Here is a 21,956-nt window from a genome sequence, read left to right as displayed (position 1 = left end):
CCTTCCGCGCGCGGAACTCTGAACGACTCGACACCGATCAGTTTTCCTTACGTGGTAGGCACTTCGCTGTCTCTACAGACCCTTCCCAACCATCAAGATCCCGACCGCCGTGAAAGACCGAGGCTAACTTCTCGGCGTCTTACTCTGCGGCCGTTGACGAATAGCGCGACCGGCCCGAATTCAGGAGTTCTCGATGGAGCTTCGCCGCGCCCGCCCCAAGCTTTTCTGGATCGCCTTCTTCCTCGTGGGTGGTCTCGGCGTCATGTGGGCCTCCCAGAACGGGTGGGAGCTGCGGCTCCTGTTCATACCGGTGGGATCGGTGGCGCTGCTCGTTGCCGGCCTGCTGGCTTTCCTGGTCGGCGTCGCCCTGGTCGCCTCGGCTTTCCGCCCCACCCCGATCGTCCTCGACGAGTCGGGCCTGCGGCTGCGGGTCGCGGGCATCAACCGGTCCGTACCGTGGTCTTCGGTCGACGCGATGGTCCTGGAGCCGCATCAGGGACCGTCGGACGGCACCGACGCGCCGCGGCTGCTGCTGGTGCCGACGGCGGACGCCGACCTGGGCGTGGCGGCGGAGTACCGGAACACGGTCGACGGCCGGCCGTCGGTCGTCCTGTTGGGTCTGGACTCGCTCGCCGACTCGCCGGACCAGGTCATCCGGGCCTTCGTCCGGTACGCGGGGCGGCACCGGTTCGTCAACGGGGTGTCGGGTCCCGCGATGCCGACCGAGGCTCCTGGCCCAGCGCCGCAGGCCGAGTGACAACGGGATGATCTTTCCCTGTCGGTCACGTACCGGTTGGACTATTCTGCGCGCTGTGACCGTGCTCGAAGCGGCTGGCTGGGACTGGCGGGCGCGGCAGCGGCAGATCTCCTGGGGTTCTCGGGTGCGATTGTCGCCGCCGGATTTCGCTGGCCGTGGCGCGACAACGCGGACGGGGTCTGGCCTCGGATCATCGTCACCGCCATCGGCTTGGTGGTCGGTGCTCTGGTGGCAGCAGCCGCGCACCCGCAGCGGAAAGCCCCGGCCTCCCCGCTATCCTTCAGCAATGCCCGCCGAGCTGCCCACGTTCGAGTTCGCGTTCCCCGGTCCACTGCGTGACAGGTTGGTCGCCGCCGTGCTCGACGGCTCCAAGACCACCACGACCGGCCTGCTACAGGACTACGAGCTCGACGGCGAGCCGCTGCCGGTCGTGGGAGCGCGGGCGGCGGTGGTGGACTCCGCCGGCCGCCGGGTCGCGGTGATCGAACTGACGGAGGTACGGATCTGCCGGCTCGGCGACGTGGACCTCGACCACGCCCGGAACGAGGGCGAGGGACACGACTCGGTCGCCGCCTGGCGGGCCGGCCACGAGGAGTACTGGCACGGCGCGGACTACCGGGGCTGGCTGGGTGATCCGAACTTCTCCGTGGACGACGACACGCCGGCGGTGCTGGAGCGGTTCCGGCTGGTCGAGGCAATCTGACTCCTCCGTCCTCGGCATGACGGGCCCAGGACCACGGGTCGTTTCGTTTGCGCCGTGGCGCTACGTCGTCGGCGGCCTCGGCGCCGGGTTGGGCGTGAGCGCACTGGTGGACGCGGCATTGTCGGCGGCGACGTGACCGACCGCGGCGCGTGTTCGGGGCCGCCGCGCTATCTCACGGTCGACCGGACGTGGGCCATCGGCATCGGGTAGGTCTCGACGGTGCCGAGTCCAGCCTTGACGACCGGGTCGCTCGCGGCGATCCGGTCGAGGTCCGCCTCGTCTGCCGCCTCCACCACGGCGAGACCCCAGACCCGGCCGGGTCCAGCACCGGTCCGAACACGACCACGGTGCCGGCCGCCAGCGGTTCCGACCAGTACGCGGCGTGCTCCGTCATCACCGCCCGCTCGTCCTCGGTCTGGTCGACGAAGAAGGTCGGCCGCGGCGGGATCAACTTGTAGATGTAATTCCGGGTCCCGCTCATGCCTGCTCTCCCGCCGCGAGGTCAACGAGCGGAGTGCCGGTCTCCAGGAGAGTCTTCAAACCGCTCAGCACGAGCGTCCAACCGGCGCCGGAGACGCTCTTCGCGGTGCCGGGAGCCCCGTCGAGCCGGTCGTGGGTGAGGGTGAGCAGACACAGCCCGCCGGGGTGGGGCTCGATGTCCCAGATGACCCGGCTCGGCTGCTCGGCGGCGAGTTCCGGGTCGTAGAGCGACCGCCACTCGTGCACGAGCCGGCGCGGCGGGTCCCATTCCAGGACCGCCCCGTCGCCCCAGGTGGAGCCGTCCGGTCCGAGCGCGATGTGCCGGTCGGGAGTGTTGGTGATCCGCGCGCCGTGGAAGTAGAGCAGGGTCTGGTCGGGCTCGGTGATGGCTTGCCAGATTCGCTCCGGGGTGGTCTTGATGAAGACCTGGTAGATCTGGGTGGTCAGGTCAGGATTCGCGGTCATCGGGCTCCTCCAGTGCCTTCTTGAGTCCGGCCAGCATCGAGGCGGGACCGGCGGTGTACTTGTCGATCCAGCGGTCGTGGATGAGCCGGATCGGTACGGGGTTGAGGAAGTGCAGCTTTTCCCGGCCCGACCGGCGGGTGACCACGAGACCGGCGTCCGCCAGCACGCGCAGGTGCTTCATGACGCCGAACCGGGTCATCTCCACGGCCGACTCCAACTCGGTCAGCGTGCGGCCGTTGCGTTCGAACAGCAGATCCAGCAGCAGGCGACGGGTCGGGTCCGCGAGTGCCTTGAACACCAGATCGTCGTCCACCACGAAAAAAATAGGTGACCAGAAGGTCACATGTCAACCGGCTCGTGTCGGAGATCAGGGATGCAGGGGCCGGCGGCGGGGGCGGACGATCCGACGGGTGATCCGCCATCCCGCGCGCCCCCGCTCGACGGTGTCCTCGTAGGTGACGCTGCCGACCGACCCGTCGACCATGACGCCGAACCCCTTGGACAGCGCGTGGACCACGCCCTCCGCGGTCTCCCGGAGCACGACGTTCGTGACGTGATGGGCGACCGGGTGCGCCGTCTCGTCCATGGCCAGGCTGGCTTGCTTGATGGTGCTCAACCCGGTCATGACGGTCCCGCCCAGGGCGGTCACGTCGTACGTCACGTCGTCGGCGAACAGCGCCGACAGCCCGTCGAAGTCGCCGCGGTCGGTCAGGTGACCATGCAGGTTGATCAAATCGGTGATGGTGGTCCGGTCGTCGGCGGTCAGCGGCACGATGCCTCCCCGGCTCAAGTGGGGAACTCCCCGGTTGATTGCTGTACCGTAAGTGGGGATGTCCCCGGATAGCAAGCGCGGCCCCCGCTCCGACGCGGCGCGCAACACCACGGCACTGCTCGCCGCCGCCCGTGAACTGGTGGAAGAAGCCGGCAGCGAGATCACCCTGGACCAGGTCGCCCGCCGCGCCGGCGTCGGCAACGCGACGCTGTACCGGCATTTCCCCACCCGGGAGGACCTGCTGGCCGCCGTCTACGCCGACGAGGTGGCGGAACTGTGCCGGCGCGGTGCCCGGTTGCGGGATGCGCCGTCACCGCTGGACGCGCTCTTCACCTGGCTCGACGAGTTCGTCGTCCACGTCGCGACGAAGCGCCCCCTGGCCCTGGCGGCGACCGAAGGGCCGGGCGGCCGCCGCGGCCAACGGTTCGAGGCGTGGCACGCGTCCATCACCGCCACCGCCGCGGATCTGGTACGGCGCGCCCGGCCGGCACTGCGGCCCGACGTGACCGTCACCGACGTGTTGACGCTGGCCAGCGGCGCGGCGCTGGCCGCCGACACCGCCCAGGCGCGTCGGCTGGTGGGGTTCCTGCGCGCCGGCCTCGCCGCCCCGACCACCGGTACGGAAGACCACGAGCGGACCGGCTGACGGCACTTCCGGTCGGGGCGTCTGCAACGTTCCACTACCGACGGTAGATCTCGGGGACGGCATCCATGATCTGTTGGACCGTCGCAGCGACGTCCAGCCCGGTCGTGTCCACGCCGACGTACCGGTAGTCGGCATCGGTCGCCTCCCGGATGGTCCGGTCCTCCGGGATCAGGTCGACCATGTCGCGCCACCGCTGGGTCGTCCGCTTCGCCCGGGTGACTCGCCGCCGGTCGCGTACGTGCTTGTCGACCAGCAGTTCCACCATGAACACTGCGGCCGGACGCGGCAGCAGCCGGCGGAAGGCCAGGTAATCGGAATGGTGCCGGAGGAAGCTGCCGGCGACGACGTTGACGTAGCCGGCGGCCCAGAACCGTTCGACCAGCCCGGCGACGTTGCGGCGCAGCAGGTCGAAGAACCGGTCGTCCATCGGGCAGGGGTTGGTCTGGCCGATGTCCTCCGCGTCGATCCGGGCGCCCTCGGGCGTACGGGGGAGCAGGGCGCGCAGGATGGTCGACTTACCGGCACCCTCCTGACCGGTCACCAGAACGAGACGGCCCCCGGACTCGGTGGTGCCCGTTCCCGCCTGGTTGGCATCCGTCGGGGGCGGCGTCATCTCGAAGCCTGCGGGTCGCTCACCGGCACGGTGTCGAGGGCCCGCTCGTGTCGCTGCCGGGCCGCCAGCAACGCGGGCAGATGATCCCTGCTCCAGGCCCGCGCCGCCTCGATCAGCGTCAGCAGGCTGCGTCCCAGCGCGGTCAGTTCGTACTCCACCCGGGGCGGGTTCTCCGGGTAGGCGGTCCGCACGACCAGGCCGTCCCGTTCCATCGCCCGCAGGGTCTGGGTGAGGACCTTGGGCGTGACCCCGCGCAGCGGTACGCGGATCTCGGTGAACCGCCGACGCCCGTGCTCCAGGCAGAGCACCACCATTCCGGTCCACTTGTCACCGATCTGGAACGGCAGCGCCCCGGACGGGCACATCGGGTCGAACATCTCGGGATCCAGCTCCGCCATGCGCAGACGCTATCCCGGTATCTTTGCGGTAACCAGTATCTCGTGGATACCGTCCCTGGCGTCGAGTTCGAGCGCTGACAGAGGGGCAGGACCATGAGCGGTATCGCCATTTTCGGGGCGGGCGGCAGGGCCGGACGGGCGATCACCGCCGAGGCGCGGGCCCGGGGTCACCGGGTCACCGCCGCCGTCCGGAATCCGCCCGCGGCGGACGACCTCGCGGCGGCCGGCGTCTCGGTCGTCCAGGCCGACGTCACGGATCCACACTCGACGTTCACGATCTCCCGTGATCACGATGCCGTGATCAGCGCGGTCTCGCCCGCCTCGGGCCCGGCGGCACTGGCGGCCCTCGGTCGGCTCGACGAACAGTTCTTCGTCAAGGCCGTCGACGCGCTGCTGACCGGTATGACCCGGGCCGGCGTGCGGCGCCTCGTGGTCGTCGGCCTGTTCGCGAACCTGCGTAATGAGGACGGCCAACTGATCCTGGACGACCCGGCGGCGTTCCCCGAGCAGCTTCGTCCGTTCGCCCTGGCGCACACCGCCGGCCTCGATCGACTGCGCGGTGCGGAGACCACGGTCGACTGGCTGATGCTCACCCCGCCGGCGAACCTGGACGCGACGGCCCCGCGACTGGGCCGGTACCGGATCGGCGGCGACACGGTGCCCCGGTCCGGCCTGGTCGGCCTGTCCTACGCCGATCTCGCCGTCGCCGTGGTCGACGAGATCGAGCACCCCCGGCACCACCGGACCCGCGTCTCGGTCTCCGGCGAGTAGAGCTCCGGCGGCGACCGCACCCCACCCGGTGCTGAGCCGGGCCGGCAAGGAGGCCGACTATTCGGGACCACCGCCGAGGGCGACCGTGCGGTCAGGCAGGCGAGGGTACGCGATCCGCCGGACCTTCCACGGGTACGCCTGCGGGTGCGCCTCGGATCGGTTGGTCAGTTGGCCCGGGCGGGTGCCGGCCGGTGACCGAGCGCGGCGGCGAGTTGTCCGGCATGTTCGGCGGCCCATTCGGCGGCCACCGCCGTCGCCGCGGTGAGCCGGGACTCCAGCACGGCCAGCGGCGGTACGGGCAGCTCGGCGCCCAACTCGGCGAGCAGGTCACGCAGGGCGCGCGCCGCGTTGTCCGCGTGCGCCGGTGACGCGGCGACGACCACCGGCAGCGCGACCGTGTCGGCCAGGTCGTCCGGACCGAACTGGTCGAGGAATATCTTCAGCAGGCCGGTGTAGGTGCCCTTGTACGCCGGGGTCGCCACCACCAGCAGCCGGGCGGCCCGGACCGGGGCGAACGGGTCGTCCACCGGGGCGACCGCCCGGCCCGGCCGGGGCCCGAACGACACCCCGACGAGTTCGGCCAGCTCCAGGATCCGGAGCCGGCCCTGCGGCCCGCCGGTCCAGCCGAGACGGTCGGTCAGCTCGCCGACGATCGCGTCGGCGAGCAGCCGGGTGCGGGAGCCGGGGCGGGGATTGCCGATCAGTTCGACGACGTCGACGCTGGCTGTGGTCATGACTCTCTCCGGTTGTCGGTGGTGCTGGCGGCGTGCGCGGCACGGGTGCCGTCGGCGGCGCGGTACGTACCGCCGGGCGCCAAATCGACCGGTGCGGCCGGGGCGAACGGGACGCCGGCGGGGGCGAGGTTCCGCGGCGGCGGTCGGTGCGTCCACAGCAGACGTCCCGGCCGTCGCCGTAGGTGGGCAGGAACCAGCGGACGGTCAGGGGCGCGGTCATCGCAGCCACTCCTTGGCCAGCAGGTCGTACGAGGCGACGCGGTCGGCGTGTTAGTGGGTGATGGTGGTGACCAGCAGCTCGTCGGCCCCGGTGACGTCGCGCAGCACCCGCAGCCGCTCGGTGACCGTGTCGGGTGCGCCGACGAACTGGGTGCGTACCCGGTCGTCGACGAGGTCGCGGTCCGCGTCGGTCCAGGTGTCGGCCGCGGCCCGCTCCGGGCTGGGGAAGGGGATGGCGCCGCCACCGCCGCGGATGCTGCGCACCCACGCCGGGTACGGGCTGGCGAGCCGGCGGGCCCGCGCGTCGGTGTCGGCGACCACGACGTCCGCCGACACCGAGACGTACGGTCGGTTCAGGGCCGCCGACGGCCGGAACGCGGCCCGGTAGGTGGCGACCGCCTCCAGCACCGTTGCCGGGCTGACGTGGTAGTTGGCGGCGAACGGCAGCCCGAGCGCGCCGGCGAGCCGGGCGCTCTCGCCGCCGCTGCTGCCCAGCAGCCACACCTGTACGCCGGCTCCCTCGCCGGGTACGGCGTGCGCGTCGAGACCGTCCGCGTCGCGGTAGTCGCCGCGCAGCAGGGCCAGGATGTCGGCCACCTGTCCGGCGAACGGCGGCGGCTGCGCGCCGGGCTGGTGCAGCAAGGCGCTCGCGAGCGCGAAGCGGGGCGAGCCGACCAGGTGGGCGTACCAGAACGGCGGCGGGATGAGCAGCCCGCCGACCACCCGTTCCTCGGTGGGCGGCGCCGGGTCCCCGGCGGGGGAGGACTCAGCCCCGGCCGGACCCGTCCCGGGCGCCTCGGCGGCCAGCTCGGTGCGGCGTTGGCCGGAGCGGCCCAGGCCGAGGTCGATGCGGCCCGGGTAGAGCGCGTCCAGGGTGCCGAACTCCTCCACCACGCCCAGCGCGGTGCGGTGGCCGACCTGGACCGCGCCGGAGCCGACCCGGATGGCGCTGGTGGCGGCGGCGACCTGCCCGATCAGGACGGCCGGCGCGGAACTGGCCACGCCCGCGGCCAGGTGGTGTTCGGCCAGCCAGTACCGGTGGTAGCCGAACTGTTCGGCCTGGCGGGCCAGGTCGACGGTGTTGCGCAGCGCGCCGGCGACGGTGCCGCCGGCGGGCACCGGCGACAGGTCCAGGATGGACAACGGGGTGGCTGACATGGTGGTTCCGTTCCTGGTCAGGCCGCGACGGCGGGGGCGGGGAAGGGGCGGCTGGGGACCTGTCGACGCAGCGCCGGCGCCACCTCGGCCTGGAACAGTTCGAGGCTCTCCCGGTGCTGCTTGTCGGTCAGCCCGTCCGCGTCGGCCGACAGGTGGATCACCTCGTGACCGAGCCGGTCGTGGTAGCGCAGCACCTTGTCGACGATCTGCTGCGGGCTGCCGACCAGGAGGGAACTGCGCTTCACGGCGTCCTCCAGGGTCGGGAAGACCGGTTCCACCCCGAGCCGCCGGAACGCGGCCACCCGGGCCTCGAAGATCGGCCGGTACGTGGCGAGCGCCTCCTGCGACGTGCGCGCCGCGTAGAAGCCGGCGGTGCCCGCGCCGACCAGGGCGTCGGCCGGGTCGTGCCCGTGGTGCACCCAGCGTTCCCGGTAGTGGGTGACCAGGTCGGCGTACGGCTCGACCGGGTTGGTGACGTTGGCCGAGAAGATCGGGTCGCCGTACCGGGCGGCGAGTTCGACCGACTCGCGGCTGGTGGCGCTGCCGTGCCAGACCCGGACGGGTTGCTGCAACGGCCGGGGCCAGGTCTGCGCGTCGGTCAGCGACGGGCGGTAGCGGCCGGACCAGGTGACCTTGCCCTCCCGCCAGAGCCGGCGGAACAGCTCGTAGCCCTCCCGGTTGCGGTCCCACTGGTCGGCGGCGGTGACGTGGAACAGCTGCGCCTGGGCGGCGCCGTTGCCCTTGCCGATGATCAGTTCGAGCCGGCCGCCGGAGAGGTGGTCGAGGGTGGCGTAGTCCTCGTAGGCGCGTACCGGGTCGAGCAGGCTGAGCGTGGTGACCGCGGTGAACAGCCGGATGGTGCTGGTCCGCGCGGCGATGTGGCTGAGCACCACCGGTGGCGCCGAGGAGATGAACGGCCGTTCGTGGCGTTCGCCGACGCCGAAGCCGTCGAAGCCCAACTCCTCGGCGAGCACGGCACCCTCGACGACGTCGCGGAACCGGGCCGTGGTGCTGCGCAGCCGCCCGGTGACCGGGTCCGGCAGGTGGGTGATCAGGGTGATCAGCAGGAACTTCACGCGGCCTCCTCGCGGACGGTCGTGGTGACCGGCGACGGCGCGTCCGGCGACACCGGGCGGGCCGGCCCGAGGCCGAGGTGCTCGCGCAGGGTGGTGCCGGTGTAGGCGGTCCGGAAGACGCCGCGTTCCTGCAGCAGCGGGACGACCCGGTCGACGAACTCGTCCAGCCCGCCGGGGGTCAGGTGCGGCACCAGGATGAAACCGTCCGCGGCGTCGGACTGCACGAAGTGGTCCATCCGCTCGGCGATCCGTTGCGGCGTGCCGATGAAGGACTGCCGGCCGGTGACCTCGATGATCAGGTCGCGGATGCCGAGCCCCTTCTCCTCGGCCAGCGCCCGCCACTGCCGCGCCGTGCCGATCCGGTCGGCGTACCTGCCGGCCCGGCCCTGGCTGATGCCCGTGTCGGAGGTGTCCGGGTTCTCGGCGGGCAGTGGGCCCTCCGGGTCGTAACCGGACAGGTCCCGGTTCCACAACTGTTCCAGCAGCAGGATCGCGGTCTGCGGGCTGACCTGCTGGCGACGGATGTGATGGGCGCGTTCCTGCGCCTCGGCGTCGGTGTCGCCGAGCACGAAGGTCATCCCGGGGATGATCTTCAGGTCGTCAGGGCGCCGGCCGTAGCGGGCCAGCCGCGACTTGACGTCCCGGTAGAACTCCCGGCCGTCCTCCAGCGTGCCGTGCCGGGAGAAGATGGCGTCGGCGCCGGCCGCGGCGAACTCCCGCCCGTCGTGCGAGTCGCCGGCCTGCAGGATCACCGGGTGCAGCTGCGGGGTGCGCGGCACGGTGAACTGGCCGGCGATGTCGAACTGCTCGCCGTGGTGGGTGAACGCGCCGGGCGCCGGCACGGACAGGTACCGACCGCCGTCCCGGTCGCCCGGCACCGGGTCCGCCGGCCACGACTCCCACAACGTCCGGGCGGTACGCAGGAACTCGGCCGCCCGTTCGTAGCGCAGCGACCGGTCCAGGTAACCGCCCCGGCGGAAATTCTCCCCGGTGAACGCGTCGGAGGTGGTGACCAGGTTCCAGCCGGCCCGCCCGCCGGACAGGTGGTCCAGCGTGGCGAGCTGCCGGGCCAGCTCGTACGGCTCCCGGAAGGTGACGTTCAGGGTGCCGACCAGCCCCAGGTGGCTGGTGACGGCGGCGAGCGCGGACAGCACGGTCAACGTGTCGGGCCGCCCCACCACGTCCAGGTCGTGGATGCGTCCGCGCTGTTCCCGCAGGCGTAACCCCTCGGCGAGGAAGAAGAAGTCGAACAGGCCCCGCTCGGCAGTGCGGGCCAGGTGGACGAAGGAGGCGAAGTCGATGTGGCTGCCGGAGGCCGGGTCGCTCCACACGGTCGTGTTGTTCACGCCGGGGAAGTGCGCGGCGAGGATGATCTGCTTGGGCACGGCGGTCTCCAGGGGATCAGGCGGTCACGGCGGCGTACCGGTTGGCCGGGCGGGGCAGGCCGAGCAGGTCGCGCAGCGTCCCGCCGGGGTAGCCGGCCCGGAACAGCCCCCGCTCACGCAGGGCCGGCACCAGGGCGCGGGTGATCGCGGTGAGGTCGTCGGGCAGCACGGCCGGTCGCAGCCGGAAACCGTCCACGCCGGCCTCGTGCCACTCGGCGAGCAGGTCGGCCAGCTCGTCCGGCGCGCCGGCGAACACGGCCGCGTCGGAGACGAACTCGGCCCCGGCCAGCGCGTCCAGCCGGGCCCGACGATCCCGGGCCGCCCCGGAGGTCCCGTCGAGCAGCACGACCAGGTCAGCCAGGACCCGCAGCGGCGGATCGGTCCGCCCGACGGTGGCCTCGGCCGCCCGTACCTCGGTCACGATCGCGGCGGCGTGCCCGGCGTCGGTGGGGGTGACGAAGACGACGTCGGCGTGCCCGGCGGCGAAGGCGTACGGCACCGAGGAGTGCGCCAGCGCCGCGACCACCGGCTGCCCCTGCGGCGGCCGGGGCACGATGGACGGGCCCTTGACCGAGAACCAGCGGCCGGTGAAGTCCACGTAGTGCAGCTTGTCCCGGTCGACGAATCGACCGGTCTCGACGTCCCGGATCTCCGCGTCGTCCTCCCAGCTGTCCCAGAGCCGGCGGACCACCTGGACCGCTTCGGCGGCCTCGGCGAACAGGTCGCCGACGAGCCGGAGGGTCGCCGGGTCGTCGAGCCGGGCCGGGTCCAGCGGAGGGATGTCCCGGCGGCCGACGTGCCGCGCCTCGGTGCGGCGGGCGGACACCCGGGGTCGCCAGCCGGCCCGACCGCCGCTGACGTGGTCCAGGGTGGCCACGGCGGTGGAGACGTGGAACGGCTCGGTGTGCGTGACGCTGGTGGTCGGCACCAGCCCGATGTGCCGGGTCAGCGGGGCGATCCGGGCCGCCACCAGCAGGGCGTCGAGCCGGCCCCGGACCTGGTCGATCCGACCGTCCGGCCCGTCCAGCCGGGTCGACTGCAGGTCGAGGCTGTCCTCCAGGGTGACCAGGTCCAGGGCGGCCCGCTCGGCCTCGCCGACCAGCGTCGCCCACCAGCGGGGCGACCACGGCGCGGTGGCCGGCGCGCGCGACAGCCGCCAGGCGGCCGGATGCCAGCCGAGCCCGTCCAGGGCGACGGCCAGGTGCAGGGTGTCGCGCATGTCAGGTTCCTCCTACGCTCGACCGGTGGTGACCAGCGACGGCAGCGCGTCGAGCAGCGCGCGGGTGTAGTCGTGGCGGGGATAGCTGAAGACGTCGCCCACCGGCCCCTGCTCCACCACCACGCCGTCCCGCATGACCAGCACCCGGTCGGCCAGGTGGTGCACCACGCCCAGGTCGTGCGAGATGAACAGCAGCGCGGTCCCGTCGGCGGCCCGCAGCTCGGCCAGCAGGTCCAGGACCTGTGCCTGCACGGACACGTCCAGCGCGGACACCGGTTCGTCGCAGACCAGCAGGCTGGGCCGCGGGGCCAGCGCGCGGGCGATGGCGACCCGTTGCCGCTGGCCGCCGGACAATGCACGGGGGTGCCGGTCGAGCAGGTCCGGCCCGAGACCGACCCGGCGCAGCAGGTCCACCACCCGGTCGATACGCCCGGCCCGGTCGACGTCGGCGTCCAGGTTCTCGGCCACCACCCGCCGGACGGTGTAGCGCGGGTCGAACGAACTCAGCGGGTCCTGCGAGATCACCTGCAGCCGGCGGCGCAGCGGTCGACGGAACCGCTCGGGCACGCCCGACCAGGGCGTCCGCTCGAAGGTGACCGAGCCGCCGTCCGGGGCGAGCAGGCCGGCGACGATCCGGGCCACCGTGCTCTTGCCGGAGCCGGACTCGCCGACCAGCCCCAGCGTCTCGCCCCGGCCGATGGTGAACGAGACGTCCCGGACGACGGTGTGCGTGCCGTACCGCTTGGTCAGGTCGACCGCGGCGAGCACGGTGTCGTCCGGTCGGACCTCCGGCCGGACCGGCAGCGGCGGACGGGCCAGCGCCGGTCCCACGCAGTCCGGGCGCAGCCGGGTCGGCACGCTGAGCCGCCGCCCGCGCGAGGCCACCGACGGCACCGCGTCGAGCAGTTGACGCGTGTACGGGTGCCCGGGCGACTCCAGCAGCCGGGCGGTCGGTCCGGCCTCGACGATCTGACCGTCCCGCATCACCAGCACCCGGTCGGCGAGCTGCCCGACCACCGCCAGGTCGTGGCTGATCAGCAGCAGGCTCTGCCCGTCGGCCCGCCGCTCGGCGAGCAGCCGTAGGATCTGCGCCTGCACGGTGACGTCCAGCGCGGTGGTCGGCTCGTCGGCGATCAGCAGGGCCGGCTCGCCGGCGATGGCCGAGGCGATCAGCGCCCGCTGCCGCAGCCCGCCGGAGAGTTGGTGCGGGTACTGCCGGGCCCGGCGTTCCGGCTCCGGCACGTGCACCAGGTCGAGCAGGTGGGCGGCCCGGCCGGCGCGTTCCCGGCGGCCGACGATCGCGTGCGTGGCGAGCACCTCGCCGATCTCCGCGCCGACGGTGCGCAGCGGGTCGAGCGAGACCAGCGCGTCCTGCAGGACGAGACCGGCGAGCCGGCCCCGCACGCGCCGCCAGTCCTGCGGCCGGTGCGGCCGCACGTCCCGCCCGGCCAGCTCCAATCGGGTGGCGCGGACCCGCGCCCCGGGCCCGGTCAGGCCGACCAGGGTACGGGCGGTGACGCTTTTGCCCGAGCCGGACTCGCCCACCACCGCGACGCACTCGCCCGGCTCGACGGTGAAGCTGATCCCGCGGACGGCGGCCACCGTACCGGTCGGGGTGGTGAAGTCGACGCGCAGGTTCTCGACCGCGACCAGGGGCGTCATCAGCGTTGCCGCCCGTCGAAGCGGGCCTGCCAGTGCCGCCCGACGACGGTCAGGGCCACCACGGTGAGGGTGACCGCCACGCCCGGCAGGATGGAACTCCACCAGGCCACCTGCAGGTAGTTGCGGCCCTCGGAGAGCATCGCGCCCCATTCCGGCGACGGCGGTTGCGGTCCCATTCCGAGGAAGCTGAGCCCGGCGGCGGCGAGCACCGCCTCACCGAGCCCGATCACGGCCAGCACCGGCACCGGGCCGACCACGTTGGGCAGCACGTGCCGCAGCACCAACCGGGGCCGGGACAGCCCGAACGTGACGGCCTGCTCCACGTACCCGGCCTGGCGGACCAACAGGGTCTGCGCCCGGACCACCCGGGCGTGGTGCGGCAGGGTGGCGATGCCGATGGCGACGATCAGGCTGGTCGTGCCGGGGCCGGCGACGGCGACGAACAGCAACGCCAGCAGCAGCATCGGGAACGCCGACAGCGCGTCGAAGGACCGGCTGAGCGCCTCGTCGGCGAACCGGTGGGCCAGGCCGGCGGCCAGCCCGAGCAGCACCCCGGCGGTGACCGCCACGGCGGTGGCGGCCACCCCGATGACGAGCGAGTGCCCGGCACCGTGCACCACCCGGGTGAACACGTCCCGACCGAGGTGGTCGGTGCCGAACCAGTGCGCCGCCCCGGGCGGCGACAGCACGGTCAGCGGGTCGGCGGCGAGCGGGTCGCCGGGGGCCAGCAGCCCGGGCTGGACCGCCGCCAGGACCAGCAGGACCAGGTACGCCCCGGCGGCCAGCACGCCCGGTCCGGGCCGGCGCCGGGGCGGCCGGACGACCACCGGGGCGGACGTGTCGGTTTCGGGTACCGCCGGCGCGCCGGCGTGGGCGGTTGTCGGCCGGCCGGTGCCGGCGGGCAGGTCGCCCAGCGTCACGGTCATCGTCAGCTCCTTCGCAACCGCGGGTCGACGAGCAGGTAGGCCAGGTCGGCGGCGGTGTTGACCACCACGTACACGGCGGCGGACAGCGTCACCACGGCCAGCACCACCGGCATGTCCTTGCTGGTCACCGCGGCCAGGGTGACCTGCCCGAGGCCGGGCCGGCCGAACACCTGCTCGACGATGACGGCGCCACCGAGCAGCGCCCCGAAGAGCCAGCCGGCCAGGGTGACCGCCGGCAGCAGGGCGTGCCGCAGCGCGTGCCGGACCAGCACCACCCGCTCCCGGACGCCCCGGGCCCGGGCGGTGAGCACGAACGGTTCGTCCAGCGCCTTGTCCAGACCGTCGCGTAACACCTGCGCGAGGAGCCCGGCGACCGGCAGGGCGAGCGTGACCGCCGGCAGCACCAGGGCGGCCGGGCCCTGGTCACCGGCGACCGGGAACCAGCCGAGCCGGAACGAGAACACGGTCAGCAGCACGATGCCGATGAGGAAACCCGGCGTGGACACCAGCAGCAGTTCCACCCCCGAACTGGCCCGGTGCAACCACCGCCGGCGCGGCCCGGCGGTGGCGACGGCGACGACGAGGGCCAGCAGCACGCCGAGCCCGGCCGCCGCGACGGCCAGGGTCACCGTCGGGGCGAGTTGCTCGCCGATCACCTCCGCGACCGGCCGGTGCAGCAGGTACGACCGGCCCAGGTCACCGCCGGCCAGCCGGCGCAGGTAGTCGAGGTACTGCACGACGGCGGGCCGGTCCAGCCCCCACTCGGCGATGATCTCGGCCCTGATTTGTGGGGTGTCCGCGCCGTCGCCGACGATGGCGTCCACCGTGTCGCCGGGCGCGGCGAGCAACGCCAGGTAGGCGGCCGTGGCGGCGGCCCAGAGCACCACCAGACCGGTGCCGACCCGGCGGGTCACGGCGCGCACGCGGGAGCGGGCCACGTCAGTTCCCGATCCACAGGTCGTACGCGCTCGCGGGCACGCCGGCCGTGGGTTCGAAGCGGACCCCACCGACGGTGACGCTGGCGGCGATCTGGTCGGCCGGGGCGTAGAGCGGCAGCAGCAGCGCCTGCTCGCCGACGACCCGCTGTTGCAACTCGGCGTAGACCGCGGCCCGCTTCGCCGGGTCGGCGGTGGCCTGACCGTCGTCGAGAAGCCGGTCGACCCGCGGGTCGTCGACCTTGGTCCGGTTGATCGCGCCCCTGGTGTGCAGCAACAGGTTCAGCGCGGCCCCGGCGTCGGTGTCGGCGCGGGAGTTGTCGAACACCTCGTACTGGTTGGTGTCCAGCGCCCGCTGGGCGGTGCCCTGGTCGACCAGGGAGACCTTCAGGTCGATGCCGGCGCTCTGCTTCACCGCGGCCTGCACGGCCTGGGCGAGCACGTCGCGGCGGTCCCGCACGTACGGGGCGGACTGCACCAGCCGGACGGTGAGCCGCCGGCCGTCCTTCACCCGGTAGCCGTCGGTGTCGCGCTGCCGCCAGCCGGCCTCGTCGAGCAGGGCGTTGGCCTTGGCGGCGTCGCCGCCGTAGCTGCCCCGCAGCCGTTTGTCGTACAGCGGGCTGGACGGGCTGACCACGCTCCACGCCCGGGTGGCGGTGTCCCGGTAGACCGCCCGTAGCACGGTGTCCACGTCGACGGCCTCCCGGAACGCCCGCCGGACCCGCAGGTCGTCGAAGGGCGCGTGCGAGGTGTTGAAGTAGTACGAGTAGGCCGAGCCGGAGTTCAGCGCGCGAGTCAGCCGCAGGTTCCGGTTGGCGCTGACCAGCGGCTGGTCGGTGGCCGGTACGCCCTCGACCAGTTGCACCTGACCGGAGGTGAGCGCCCCGACCCGGACCGCCGACTCCTTGAGGAAGCGGTAGGTGATCCCGTCCAGGTACGCCGGTCCGGTGTGGCCGGCGGTGGGCGGTGCCCAGTCGTAGCCGGGGTTGCGCGTGTAGTGCAGTTCCTGGCCGGGGACGTAGCGGTCCAGCACGAACGGGCCGGTGCCGGCCAGATCGGTCCCGCCGGCCTTGAGGTTCTTCGCCTCGCGCAGCGACTTCGGGGAGACCTGGGCGCCCTGCGGGGACGCGAGGAAGTCCAGGACGAGCACGTCCGGGGCGGTGAGGGTGAGCCGTACCGTGTGCGGGTCGACCACCTCGACGGACTTCAGATTGCGCAGTTGGACGGCGGCGACGGCCGGGGCGTACCCGGGCTCGCGGAGTTTGTCGACGTTGGCCTTGACGGCCGTCGCGTCGAACGGGGTGCCGTCGGAGAAGGTGACCCCGTCGCGCAGGGCCACCGTGTAGGTCCGCCCGTCCGGCGCGGTCTGCCAGCCGGTGGCCAGCCACGGCACCAGCCTGCCGTCCTTGTCGTAGCTGAGCAGCGACTCGAACGTGTTCCAGACCAGCAGGCGGGTCTTGGCCTGGGCGTACTGGTGCGGGTTGAGGGTGATGGGCTCGGTCTCCACGGCCCAGGTGACGGTGCCGCCGGAGCGCGGCCGCCCGGCCGCGCCGGCGGCCGGACCGCCCCCGGTGGAGCAGCCGGCCACGGCGACGAGCAGGCCGGCGACGAGGGCGCCGACCGGCACGATGGTACGGCGGCGCGCGGCGATGCGGATCATCGGCGGCCCACCTCCGGTGTCGTCCGCCGCTCGTGCGGCGTCTGCTCGCCGGCCTCGACGGCGATCGGGAGCCGGTTCTCGGCCGGCGGCAGCGGGCAGGTAGCGAAGTCGGTGTACGCGCAGGGCAGGTTGGTGGCCCGGTTGAAGTCGAGCCTGACCCGGCCCCGCTCGTCCGGCGCCGGTACGGCGACCGACCGGTTGGCGGCGTAGGTGGTCACGCCGGAGGTGGCGTCGGTGAACAGCACCGTCAGGCTGCCCGGGGACGGCCCGTCGAACCCGGTGAGGCTCAACGGCAGCCCGTCGATCTCGAACTCAATCCGGCCGGCGGCGTGGTAGACGTGCCGGAGCCCGTCCACCGCCGCGCCGACGGTGGTCGGTCGGGGCTCGTCGAACGGCACGTACCGTCCCTCGACGACCCAGGCCGGTGACGGCGGGTAGGCCGGGGTGCCGCGATAGCCGGTCCGGAGCGGGTGGTCGGCACGCCGGGGTCGGACGATGTCCCGTCCGCCCCGGCGGCCGATCTCCACCACCCCAGCGGAGTCGTTGACCAGGACGCTGGCCCGTTCGGCGATCCGGCCCACCACGTACCGGCCGGTGACCGGGCGGCCGTCGGTCGTCAGTTCCTCGCCGTCGGCGAGGTCGACGACGACGCCGTCCGGCCCGGTGTGCCACCGTCCCGGGACGTCGGGAATTCGTTGGGGTCGCTCGGTGAGCCAGTACAACCCGGTGACGGCGAGGAAGCCGTCCGGGGCGGCCCGGGCCTGCTCGTGTCGCCGGTGCCAGCCGCGCCAGTCCGCGACGAACGGGTCCACGACGGTCGGTGCGGTCGTGCTCAACGGGTGCCTCCTGGTCGGGCGTACGAGGGTGGGGTGCGGTCGGGCGGTCACGGCTGGCCCGGGTGCCGGGGCGCGGCGTCGTCGCGCAGCACCGCGTAGCGTCCCTGGTGGTAGAGCAGCGGTTGCCCGCCCGTGCTGTGACCGGCGGCCACCGGTTCGGCCAGGACGATGTCGTGGTCACCGGCGGTGATCCGGTCGGCGACCCGGCACACCAGCCAGGCCAGCACGTCGTGCAGGACGGGTACGCCGTGCGGGCCGGCGCTCCAGCCGGCGCCGCTGGCGAACCGGTCGATGCCGCTGGTGGCGAAGATCCGGGCCACCTCGTCCTGGTCGCGGTCCAGCAGGTGCACCGCGATGTGTTCGGCCCGGGCGATGCCCGGCCAGCTCGACGCGGTCTGCGCGACGCAGAACGAGACCAGCGGTGGGTGCAGCGAGACGGAGGTGAACGAGGTGGCGGTGAAACCGACCGGTGGGTCACCGGCGGCGGTGACCACGGCGACCGCCGCGGCCTGGTGCCGGAGCAGACCACGAAACCGGTCGGGATCCACTGTGGTCGTGGGGTCGAAGCTGGTGGTCGCCGGTTCGATGGGGGTGGTCGCCGGTTCGATGGTGACGGACATGGCGGCGTGCCTCCTGGCGGGGATGGCGGATGCGCGGACACCGGCGCCGACGCCGGCAGCGGAGGTTCGCTGCCCGGCGCACCCCGCACCGGGTACGCCGAAGGAGTCGCGGCGGTGGGAAAGATCGCGTCAGGGTCAGCCGGCGGCCGGCCGCAGGGGGTGACGCCCGACGGGTGGAAGGAAGGGCCTCCGGTCAGCGGCAGCGGCCGCGCGCGGCGGTCCAGCCGCGGCAGCAGCCCCGCGACACCGCGACGGCGGTGGCGTCAAGCGGGGCGCTTTGCATCGACATGCCATCAGCATGAACTCTCGTTACCCTATCGGACAAGTAGGTTTCAGGACGTGGGATGATTTCCACCCCGGCCCACCGCACTAGGCTGTCCGACCATGGCCGTTCTGGACTGGCTCCTCGACTCAGACCCGTCGATCCGGTGGCAGGCGTTGCGAGACCTGACCGGCGCGCCGGTCGAGACGGTGGCGGCGGAACGGACCCGGGTGGCGACCGACGGGCGGGGCGCCCGGCTGCTGGCCCTGCGGGGCGAGGACGGCCAGTGGGCCGGCGGAGCCTACTTCCCCGGCCACCTGACCGGCCCAGCCGGTGGAACACTTTGCGCGCCCTGCGGGTCCTCGACTGGGCCGACCGCTCGGCGGGCTGACGGCGGCGCGGCGCCCCGAACCACCCGGTACGGGTCAGCCTCCGGCGAGCGTCTCCAACCGGGCGACCACCTCCCCGAGCGGCGCCGAGGTGTCGATCTCGACGGTGGCGGTGGCCCGTAACAGGGGCTCGACGGTGGCCACGTACCGCAGAATCGCGGCGCGCTCCTCGGGCCGCTTGCCGTACGGGTTGTCCGTCCGGGCGGCGACCCGCCGCAGCAGGACCTCGGCCGGTGCGCTGAGCAGCACCACCTGATCGAACAGCGGATAGAATCCACCCTGGTTGCTCTTGCAGCCGGCCACGAACAGGTTCCCGGTGCGATGGCCGGCGAGCAGGTCCCCGATCGCCCGCTCGCGCCAGATCCAGTCCGCGGAACCGTCCGGCAGCGTCACCCAGCGGCTCCACCGGTCCGTGTCGGTGTCGACGGTGCGGTGTCCACGGGTCGCGAGAACGCGCAGCACGGACGACTTGCCGGTGCCCGACATGCCGGTGACCAGAACCTTCGTCATAGTTGAGTCTCGCCCATCTTTTCCCGGCCCGCGCCTTCGGTCATTCTGGGGGACGTGGGGGAGACACGGGTCGCCCGGGGCGACGAATTCGAGGACGTCCGTGGTGGCGACCGGACGATGCGGATCAGCCATCACGAGGATCAGGGCATCGTCGTGCTGTCACTGTGGCTCGGGCCGGTCTGCCGGGCATCGTTCCGGCTGGTCGCCGACGACGTGGACCGGATGGTCGCGGCCCTGTCCGGCACGCCGGTGCCGGACGGCGGCGAGCCGGCCGGCACCGGGACGGCGTTTCCGGGCGTGTTCGCGGAGCCGGCCGCCACCGGACCGGAAGCCACCCCCGGGGGCGGCGGAACCGGATGTGCGCCGATCGAACCCGACACCGCCGCGCCGGGCGGCCGGTACGACGACGTCGAGGTCACCGGTCAGGTGGACCGGTCGGCTGCCGCCACCCTGCCGGCACCGGCCTGAGGGCGACGCCACCCCGTCGCCGGGGGCCGCGGCCCGTGCCCGGTCGACCGCCGGCTCATTGACTTCCTCCACCGCCATGAATGGCGGGGATTCCCTCCACGCTGCGCGTGGAACGCGCAGGGTCCGGGCGGGTTCCTGCTTCACCGCGCGGTGCCGGGACGGGTCTCGGTCTTACCCGCGCTCCACAGGCGTTTTCCGTCTCCGCAAGCCCTGCGGCGACGTTTCGTGCTTGGACCCGGGCTTGGTTATCGCCCGGATCCGTTCCGACCGTACCACGGTCAACGGCCTGCTCGGGCCTTGGCGGCCCTCCCAGCGCGGGCCTTCACCCCCGGCCTGAAGGCCGGAGCACTGGCCCGCATTCCGGTAGCTGCCGGTGTGGGCGAGTGCGGTGCGCGGACTTCTTCGGGTGGACATTCCGCCTCCAACGACGATCGTGGCCGGGTGGTCGTCCCTCCCGTCGCCACCCTCGCACGCCGGCCCGGCCCGACCGGGGTAGCCCGGCGGGCGGGTCGGCTGTCCGGCATCGGTCTCCGCTGCCCCGCACGGGCCGGTTCGTGGCCGGACGGGTCGCTGTGTGGTCGGACGATCGCCGTATGCCCAGGGTGGGCCGGTGTGTGGCCGGTGGCGCGCGACGGAGACGATGGTGTCGAACACGTCGACGGCGTATCGAACGGGAGTCGCCGTCCGGGCGTACGGGTAAGTGGACGTGGTTCGTCGAACGCGAGGAGGAACGTCATGACGCGACTGCCGGGTCGTCGGTCAGCTGGCGGATCGACCGTGCTGGGCCTGGCGGCCGCGCTGGTCGTGGTGCTGGCCTGCGGGGTCGGGGGACGGGGCGCCGGGGGCGGCAACCAGCCGTACGGCGCGGGCACGTCCACCCGGTCCGGGACGGCCACCCCGCCCGGCGAGGACGAGGACGGCACCATGACGGCCGAGGAGTTCCAGAAGGACGCCCAGGGGGCGATCCGGCTCGCCGAACGGTACTGGGACGAGCAGTTGCGCAGCCGGGGCCGGTCCTTCCAGCCGATCCGCCGGGTCACCACCTACACCCGCGAAGGCCAGATCAGCTGTGGCAACCAGCGGGTCCCCCGGAACAACGCCGTCTACTGCCCGGCCGGTGACTTCATCGCGTACGACGTGAACTGGGCGGCCGCCGAGTTCCGGCAGATCGGTGACGCGTTCCTGTTCTACCTCCTCGGACACGAGTACGCGCACGGCATCCAGGTCCGGCTGGGCATTCGGTACAACTTCACCATCCAGCAGGAGTTGCAGGCCGACTGCATGGCCGGCGCGTACATCGGCGACTCGGTCCGGGAGAAGGTCCTCACGCTGCAGGACGGCGACATCGACGAGCTGCGTCGGGGCCTGATCGAGGTGGGCGACGACCCGGGGCAGCCGTGGTTCGCCGAGGGCGCGCACGGCGACGCCGAGCAACGATCGAACTTCTTCTTCGCCGGCTACCAGCGCTCGCTGGCCGGCTGCGATCTCAACTGACGTGGGGGACACCCTGACCGGCCAGCATCCCGCCGCCGTGCTCTTCGACATGGACGGGACCCTCGTCGACAGCGAGAAGCTGTGGGACGTCGCCCTGCACGAACTGGCCGCCCGCTACGGCGGCACCCTCTCCGACGCGGGGCGGCGGGCGATGGTCGGCTCCAGCATGGCCGACTCGATGGCCATCCTGCACGCAGACCTGGACCAGCCGTGGCGGGACGCCGCGCTCGGTGCGGCCTGGTTGGAGGAGCGGGTCACCGAGTTGTTCGCCGCGGGCCTGACCTGGCGACCCGGCGCCCTCGCCCTGCTGCGGGCGGTCCGTACCGCCGGGATCCCGACCGCGCTGGTCACCTCGACCGCCCGGTCGCTGGTCGAGGTGGCCCTCGACACGCTGGGCCGGGACAGCTTCGACGTGGTGGTCTGCGGCGACGAGGTCGACGACCCGAAGCCGCACCCCACCCCGTACCTGACGGCGGCCCGGCTGCTGGGCGTGCCGGTGCGGCGGTGCGTGGCGGTGGAGGACTCCCCGACCGGGGTGGCCAGCGCCCTCGCCGCCGGTGCGGCGGTGCTGGCCGTACCGCACGACGTGCCGATCCCGGCCGCCGACGGCGTACATCTGGTGGCGAGCCTGACCGCGGCGGACCTCGCCCTGCTCGCCGCGCTGCTGCCGCCGGTGTCCGGCGCCGCACCGCCGCCGGCGGTCTGACAACGAGTACGCGTACACGGATCCGGGTCTGAGCCCGACGGGCGGGGCGGCGTCCCCCTCATTGACGTCGCCCCGCCCGCGGTTCCCCCCCG

25 protein-coding genes are annotated in these 21,956 nt (G+C 73.1%); 7 read left to right on the top strand and 18 right to left on the bottom strand.

The features are described from left to right. Window positions 1-193: 193 nt before the first annotated feature. On the top strand, window positions 194-757 hold the full coding sequence (locus ACFOX0_RS24520; RefSeq protein ID WP_377550070.1) for a hypothetical protein: 564 nt from the start codon (window positions 194-196) through the stop codon (window positions 755-757). A gap of 286 nt (window positions 758-1,043) precedes the next feature. Beyond that, the gene (locus tag ACFOX0_RS24515; RefSeq protein WP_377550068.1) at window positions 1,044-1,460 is read left to right on the top strand and encodes an ASCH domain-containing protein; all 417 of its coding nucleotides are present in this window, start codon (window positions 1,044-1,046) and stop codon (window positions 1,458-1,460) included. Between the two features lie 167 nt (window positions 1,461-1,627). On the opposite strand, the gene ACFOX0_RS24510 is transcribed toward ACFOX0_RS24515, so the two are convergent. The 4 genes from ACFOX0_RS24510 to ACFOX0_RS24495 all read right to left on the bottom strand — a co-directional run bounded on the left by ACFOX0_RS24510 (window position 1,628) and on the right by ACFOX0_RS24495 (window position 3,177). Next, entirely contained in the window at window positions 1,628-1,756 is a 129-nt protein-coding gene (locus ACFOX0_RS24510; RefSeq protein WP_377550066.1) for a hypothetical protein, read from the bottom strand. A gap of 181 nt (window positions 1,757-1,937) precedes the next feature. Beyond that, window positions 1,938-2,405, bottom strand: a complete 468-nt coding sequence (locus tag ACFOX0_RS24505; protein ID WP_377550064.1) for an SRPBCC family protein — start codon at window positions 2,403-2,405, stop codon at window positions 1,938-1,940. Beyond that, on the bottom strand, window positions 2,389-2,718 hold the full coding sequence (locus ACFOX0_RS24500; RefSeq protein WP_377550062.1) for an ArsR/SmtB family transcription factor: 330 nt from the start codon (window positions 2,716-2,718) through the stop codon (window positions 2,389-2,391). Before ACFOX0_RS24500 ends, ACFOX0_RS24505 begins: the two co-directional genes overlap by 17 nt. Window positions 2,719-2,772: 54 nt before the next feature. Further along, window positions 2,773-3,177 (bottom strand): nuclear transport factor 2 family protein, encoded by a 405-nt coding sequence (locus tag ACFOX0_RS24495; protein ID WP_377550060.1) that lies wholly within the window; start codon window positions 3,175-3,177, stop codon window positions 2,773-2,775. A gap of 58 nt (window positions 3,178-3,235) precedes the next feature. Between ACFOX0_RS24495 and ACFOX0_RS24490 the strand changes: the two genes are divergently transcribed. Further along, window positions 3,236-3,823 carry a TetR/AcrR family transcriptional regulator gene (locus ACFOX0_RS24490; RefSeq protein WP_377550058.1) on the top strand — a complete coding sequence of 196 codons (588 nt, stop codon included), beginning with the start codon at window positions 3,236-3,238 and terminating at the stop codon, window positions 3,821-3,823. 34 nt (window positions 3,824-3,857) lie between these two features. On the opposite strand, the gene ACFOX0_RS24485 is transcribed toward ACFOX0_RS24490, so the two are convergent. After that, window positions 3,858-4,364 carry a hypothetical protein gene (locus ACFOX0_RS24485; RefSeq protein ID WP_377550056.1) on the bottom strand — a complete coding sequence of 169 codons (507 nt, stop codon included), beginning with the start codon at window positions 4,362-4,364 and terminating at the stop codon, window positions 3,858-3,860. A gap of 68 nt (window positions 4,365-4,432) precedes the next feature. Then, window positions 4,433-4,834, bottom strand: a complete 402-nt coding sequence (locus tag ACFOX0_RS24480) for a winged helix-turn-helix transcriptional regulator (RefSeq protein WP_377550054.1) — start codon at window positions 4,832-4,834, stop codon at window positions 4,433-4,435. A 93-nt stretch (window positions 4,835-4,927) separates the two neighbouring features. On the opposite strand from ACFOX0_RS24480, the gene ACFOX0_RS24475 reads away from it, so the two are divergent. Further along, window positions 4,928-5,605 (top strand): NAD(P)-dependent oxidoreductase, encoded by a 678-nt coding sequence (locus tag ACFOX0_RS24475; protein WP_377550052.1) that lies wholly within the window; start codon window positions 4,928-4,930, stop codon window positions 5,603-5,605. Between the two features lie 164 nt (window positions 5,606-5,769). Here ACFOX0_RS24475 and ACFOX0_RS24470 read toward each other — a convergent pair whose 3' ends face one another. The 12 genes from ACFOX0_RS24470 to ACFOX0_RS24415 all read right to left on the bottom strand — a co-directional run bounded on the left by ACFOX0_RS24470 (window position 5,770) and on the right by ACFOX0_RS24415 (window position 19,196). Continuing rightward, window positions 5,770-6,339, bottom strand: coding sequence for an NAD(P)H-dependent oxidoreductase (locus ACFOX0_RS24470; RefSeq protein ID WP_377550050.1), 570 nt, complete (start codon window positions 6,337-6,339; stop codon window positions 5,770-5,772). 270 nt (window positions 6,340-6,609) lie between these two features. Next, window positions 6,610-7,716 (bottom strand): LLM class flavin-dependent oxidoreductase, encoded by a 1,107-nt coding sequence (locus ACFOX0_RS24465; protein WP_377550048.1) that lies wholly within the window; start codon window positions 7,714-7,716, stop codon window positions 6,610-6,612. Window positions 7,717-7,733: 17 nt separating this feature from the next. Further along, entirely contained in the window at window positions 7,734-8,792 is a 1,059-nt protein-coding gene (locus tag ACFOX0_RS24460) for an LLM class flavin-dependent oxidoreductase (protein ID WP_377550046.1), read from the bottom strand. Beyond that, window positions 8,789-10,177, bottom strand: coding sequence for an NtaA/DmoA family FMN-dependent monooxygenase (locus ACFOX0_RS24455; RefSeq protein WP_377550044.1), 1,389 nt, complete (start codon window positions 10,175-10,177; stop codon window positions 8,789-8,791). The genes ACFOX0_RS24460 and ACFOX0_RS24455 overlap by 4 nt, the downstream gene beginning before the upstream one ends. A gap of 16 nt (window positions 10,178-10,193) precedes the next feature. Beyond that, window positions 10,194-11,396, bottom strand: a complete 1,203-nt coding sequence (locus tag ACFOX0_RS24450; protein WP_377550042.1) for an LLM class flavin-dependent oxidoreductase — start codon at window positions 11,394-11,396, stop codon at window positions 10,194-10,196. 12 nt (window positions 11,397-11,408) lie between these two features. Further along, complete coding sequence (locus tag ACFOX0_RS24445) at window positions 11,409-13,058, bottom strand: dipeptide ABC transporter ATP-binding protein (protein ID WP_377550040.1); 1,650 nt, start codon at window positions 13,056-13,058, stop codon at window positions 11,409-11,411. After that, complete coding sequence (locus ACFOX0_RS24440) at window positions 13,058-13,984, bottom strand: ABC transporter permease (protein WP_377550038.1); 927 nt, start codon at window positions 13,982-13,984, stop codon at window positions 13,058-13,060. The genes ACFOX0_RS24445 and ACFOX0_RS24440 overlap by 1 nt, the downstream gene beginning before the upstream one ends. A 2-nt stretch (window positions 13,985-13,986) precedes the next feature. Next, a complete protein-coding gene (locus ACFOX0_RS24435; RefSeq protein WP_377550036.1) occupies window positions 13,987-14,922 on the bottom strand; it encodes an ABC transporter permease in 936 nt (311 codons plus the stop codon). Window position 14,923: 1 nt separating this feature from the next. Beyond that, window positions 14,924-16,579: an ABC transporter substrate-binding protein gene (locus ACFOX0_RS24430; protein ID WP_377550035.1), complete on the bottom strand. Its 1,656-nt coding sequence runs from the start codon at window positions 16,577-16,579 to the stop codon at window positions 14,924-14,926. Beyond that, window positions 16,576-17,415: a DUF1684 domain-containing protein gene (locus ACFOX0_RS24425; protein ID WP_377550033.1), complete on the bottom strand. Its 840-nt coding sequence runs from the start codon at window positions 17,413-17,415 to the stop codon at window positions 16,576-16,578. Before ACFOX0_RS24425 ends, ACFOX0_RS24430 begins: the two co-directional genes overlap by 4 nt. Before the next feature lie 47 nt (window positions 17,416-17,462). Next, window positions 17,463-18,035 (bottom strand): flavin reductase family protein, encoded by a 573-nt coding sequence (locus ACFOX0_RS24420; protein ID WP_377550031.1) that lies wholly within the window; start codon window positions 18,033-18,035, stop codon window positions 17,463-17,465. Between the two features lie 687 nt (window positions 18,036-18,722). Then, entirely contained in the window at window positions 18,723-19,196 is a 474-nt protein-coding gene (locus ACFOX0_RS24415; RefSeq protein WP_377550029.1) for an AAA family ATPase, read from the bottom strand. 54 nt (window positions 19,197-19,250) lie between these two features. Between ACFOX0_RS24415 and ACFOX0_RS24410 the strand changes: the two genes are divergently transcribed. From ACFOX0_RS24410 to ACFOX0_RS24400, 3 genes are all read left to right on the top strand, one after another. Then, window positions 19,251-19,664 carry a hypothetical protein gene (locus ACFOX0_RS24410; protein WP_377550027.1) on the top strand — a complete coding sequence of 138 codons (414 nt, stop codon included), beginning with the start codon at window positions 19,251-19,253 and terminating at the stop codon, window positions 19,662-19,664. Window positions 19,665-20,399: 735 nt separating this feature from the next. Beyond that, on the top strand, window positions 20,400-21,158 hold the full coding sequence (locus tag ACFOX0_RS24405; protein ID WP_377550025.1) for a neutral zinc metallopeptidase: 759 nt from the start codon (window positions 20,400-20,402) through the stop codon (window positions 21,156-21,158). 37 nt (window positions 21,159-21,195) lie between these two features. Continuing rightward, window positions 21,196-21,864: an HAD family hydrolase gene (locus ACFOX0_RS24400; protein WP_377550081.1), complete on the top strand. Its 669-nt coding sequence runs from the start codon at window positions 21,196-21,198 to the stop codon at window positions 21,862-21,864. Window positions 21,865-21,956: the final 92 nt, after the last annotated feature.

The organism is Micromonospora zhanjiangensis (assembly GCF_042650605.1).
GTDB classification, from domain to species: domain Bacteria; phylum Actinomycetota; class Actinomycetes; order Mycobacteriales; family Micromonosporaceae; genus Micromonospora_J; species Micromonospora_J zhanjiangensis.
This window is presented reverse-complemented; position numbering and strand designations above follow the sequence as displayed.

Coding starts and splice junctions, on each gene's coding strand:
- ACFOX0_RS24465 (WP_377550048.1), bottom strand. CDS start 7,716: ATGTCAGCCACCCCGTTGTCCATCCTGGACCTGTCGCCGGTGCCCGCC.
- ACFOX0_RS24475 (WP_377550052.1), top strand. CDS start 4,928: ATGAGCGGTATCGCCATTTTCGGGGCGGGCGGCAGGGCCGGACGGGCG.
- ACFOX0_RS24490 (WP_377550058.1), top strand. CDS start 3,236: ATGTCCCCGGATAGCAAGCGCGGCCCCCGCTCCGACGCGGCGCGCAAC.
- ACFOX0_RS24405 (WP_377550025.1), top strand. CDS start 20,400: ATGACGCGACTGCCGGGTCGTCGGTCAGCTGGCGGATCGACCGTGCTG.
- ACFOX0_RS24480 (WP_377550054.1), bottom strand. CDS start 4,834: ATGGCGGAGCTGGATCCCGAGATGTTCGACCCGATGTGCCCGTCCGGG.
- ACFOX0_RS24505 (WP_377550064.1), bottom strand. CDS start 2,405: ATGACCGCGAATCCTGACCTGACCACCCAGATCTACCAGGTCTTCATC.
- ACFOX0_RS24520 (WP_377550070.1), top strand. CDS start 194: ATGGAGCTTCGCCGCGCCCGCCCCAAGCTTTTCTGGATCGCCTTCTTC.
- ACFOX0_RS24420 (WP_377550031.1), bottom strand. CDS start 18,035: ATGTCCGTCACCATCGAACCGGCGACCACCCCCATCGAACCGGCGACC.
- ACFOX0_RS24430 (WP_377550035.1), bottom strand. CDS start 16,579: ATGATCCGCATCGCCGCGCGCCGCCGTACCATCGTGCCGGTCGGCGCC.
- ACFOX0_RS24515 (WP_377550068.1), top strand. CDS start 1,044: ATGCCCGCCGAGCTGCCCACGTTCGAGTTCGCGTTCCCCGGTCCACTG.
- ACFOX0_RS24445 (WP_377550040.1), bottom strand. CDS start 13,058: ATGACGCCCCTGGTCGCGGTCGAGAACCTGCGCGTCGACTTCACCACC.
- ACFOX0_RS24440 (WP_377550038.1), bottom strand. CDS start 13,984: ATGACCGTGACGCTGGGCGACCTGCCCGCCGGCACCGGCCGGCCGACA.
- ACFOX0_RS24415 (WP_377550029.1), bottom strand. CDS start 19,196: ATGACGAAGGTTCTGGTCACCGGCATGTCGGGCACCGGCAAGTCGTCC.
- ACFOX0_RS24470 (WP_377550050.1), bottom strand. CDS start 6,339: ATGACCACAGCCAGCGTCGACGTCGTCGAACTGATCGGCAATCCCCGC.
- ACFOX0_RS24450 (WP_377550042.1), bottom strand. CDS start 11,396: ATGCGCGACACCCTGCACCTGGCCGTCGCCCTGGACGGGCTCGGCTGG.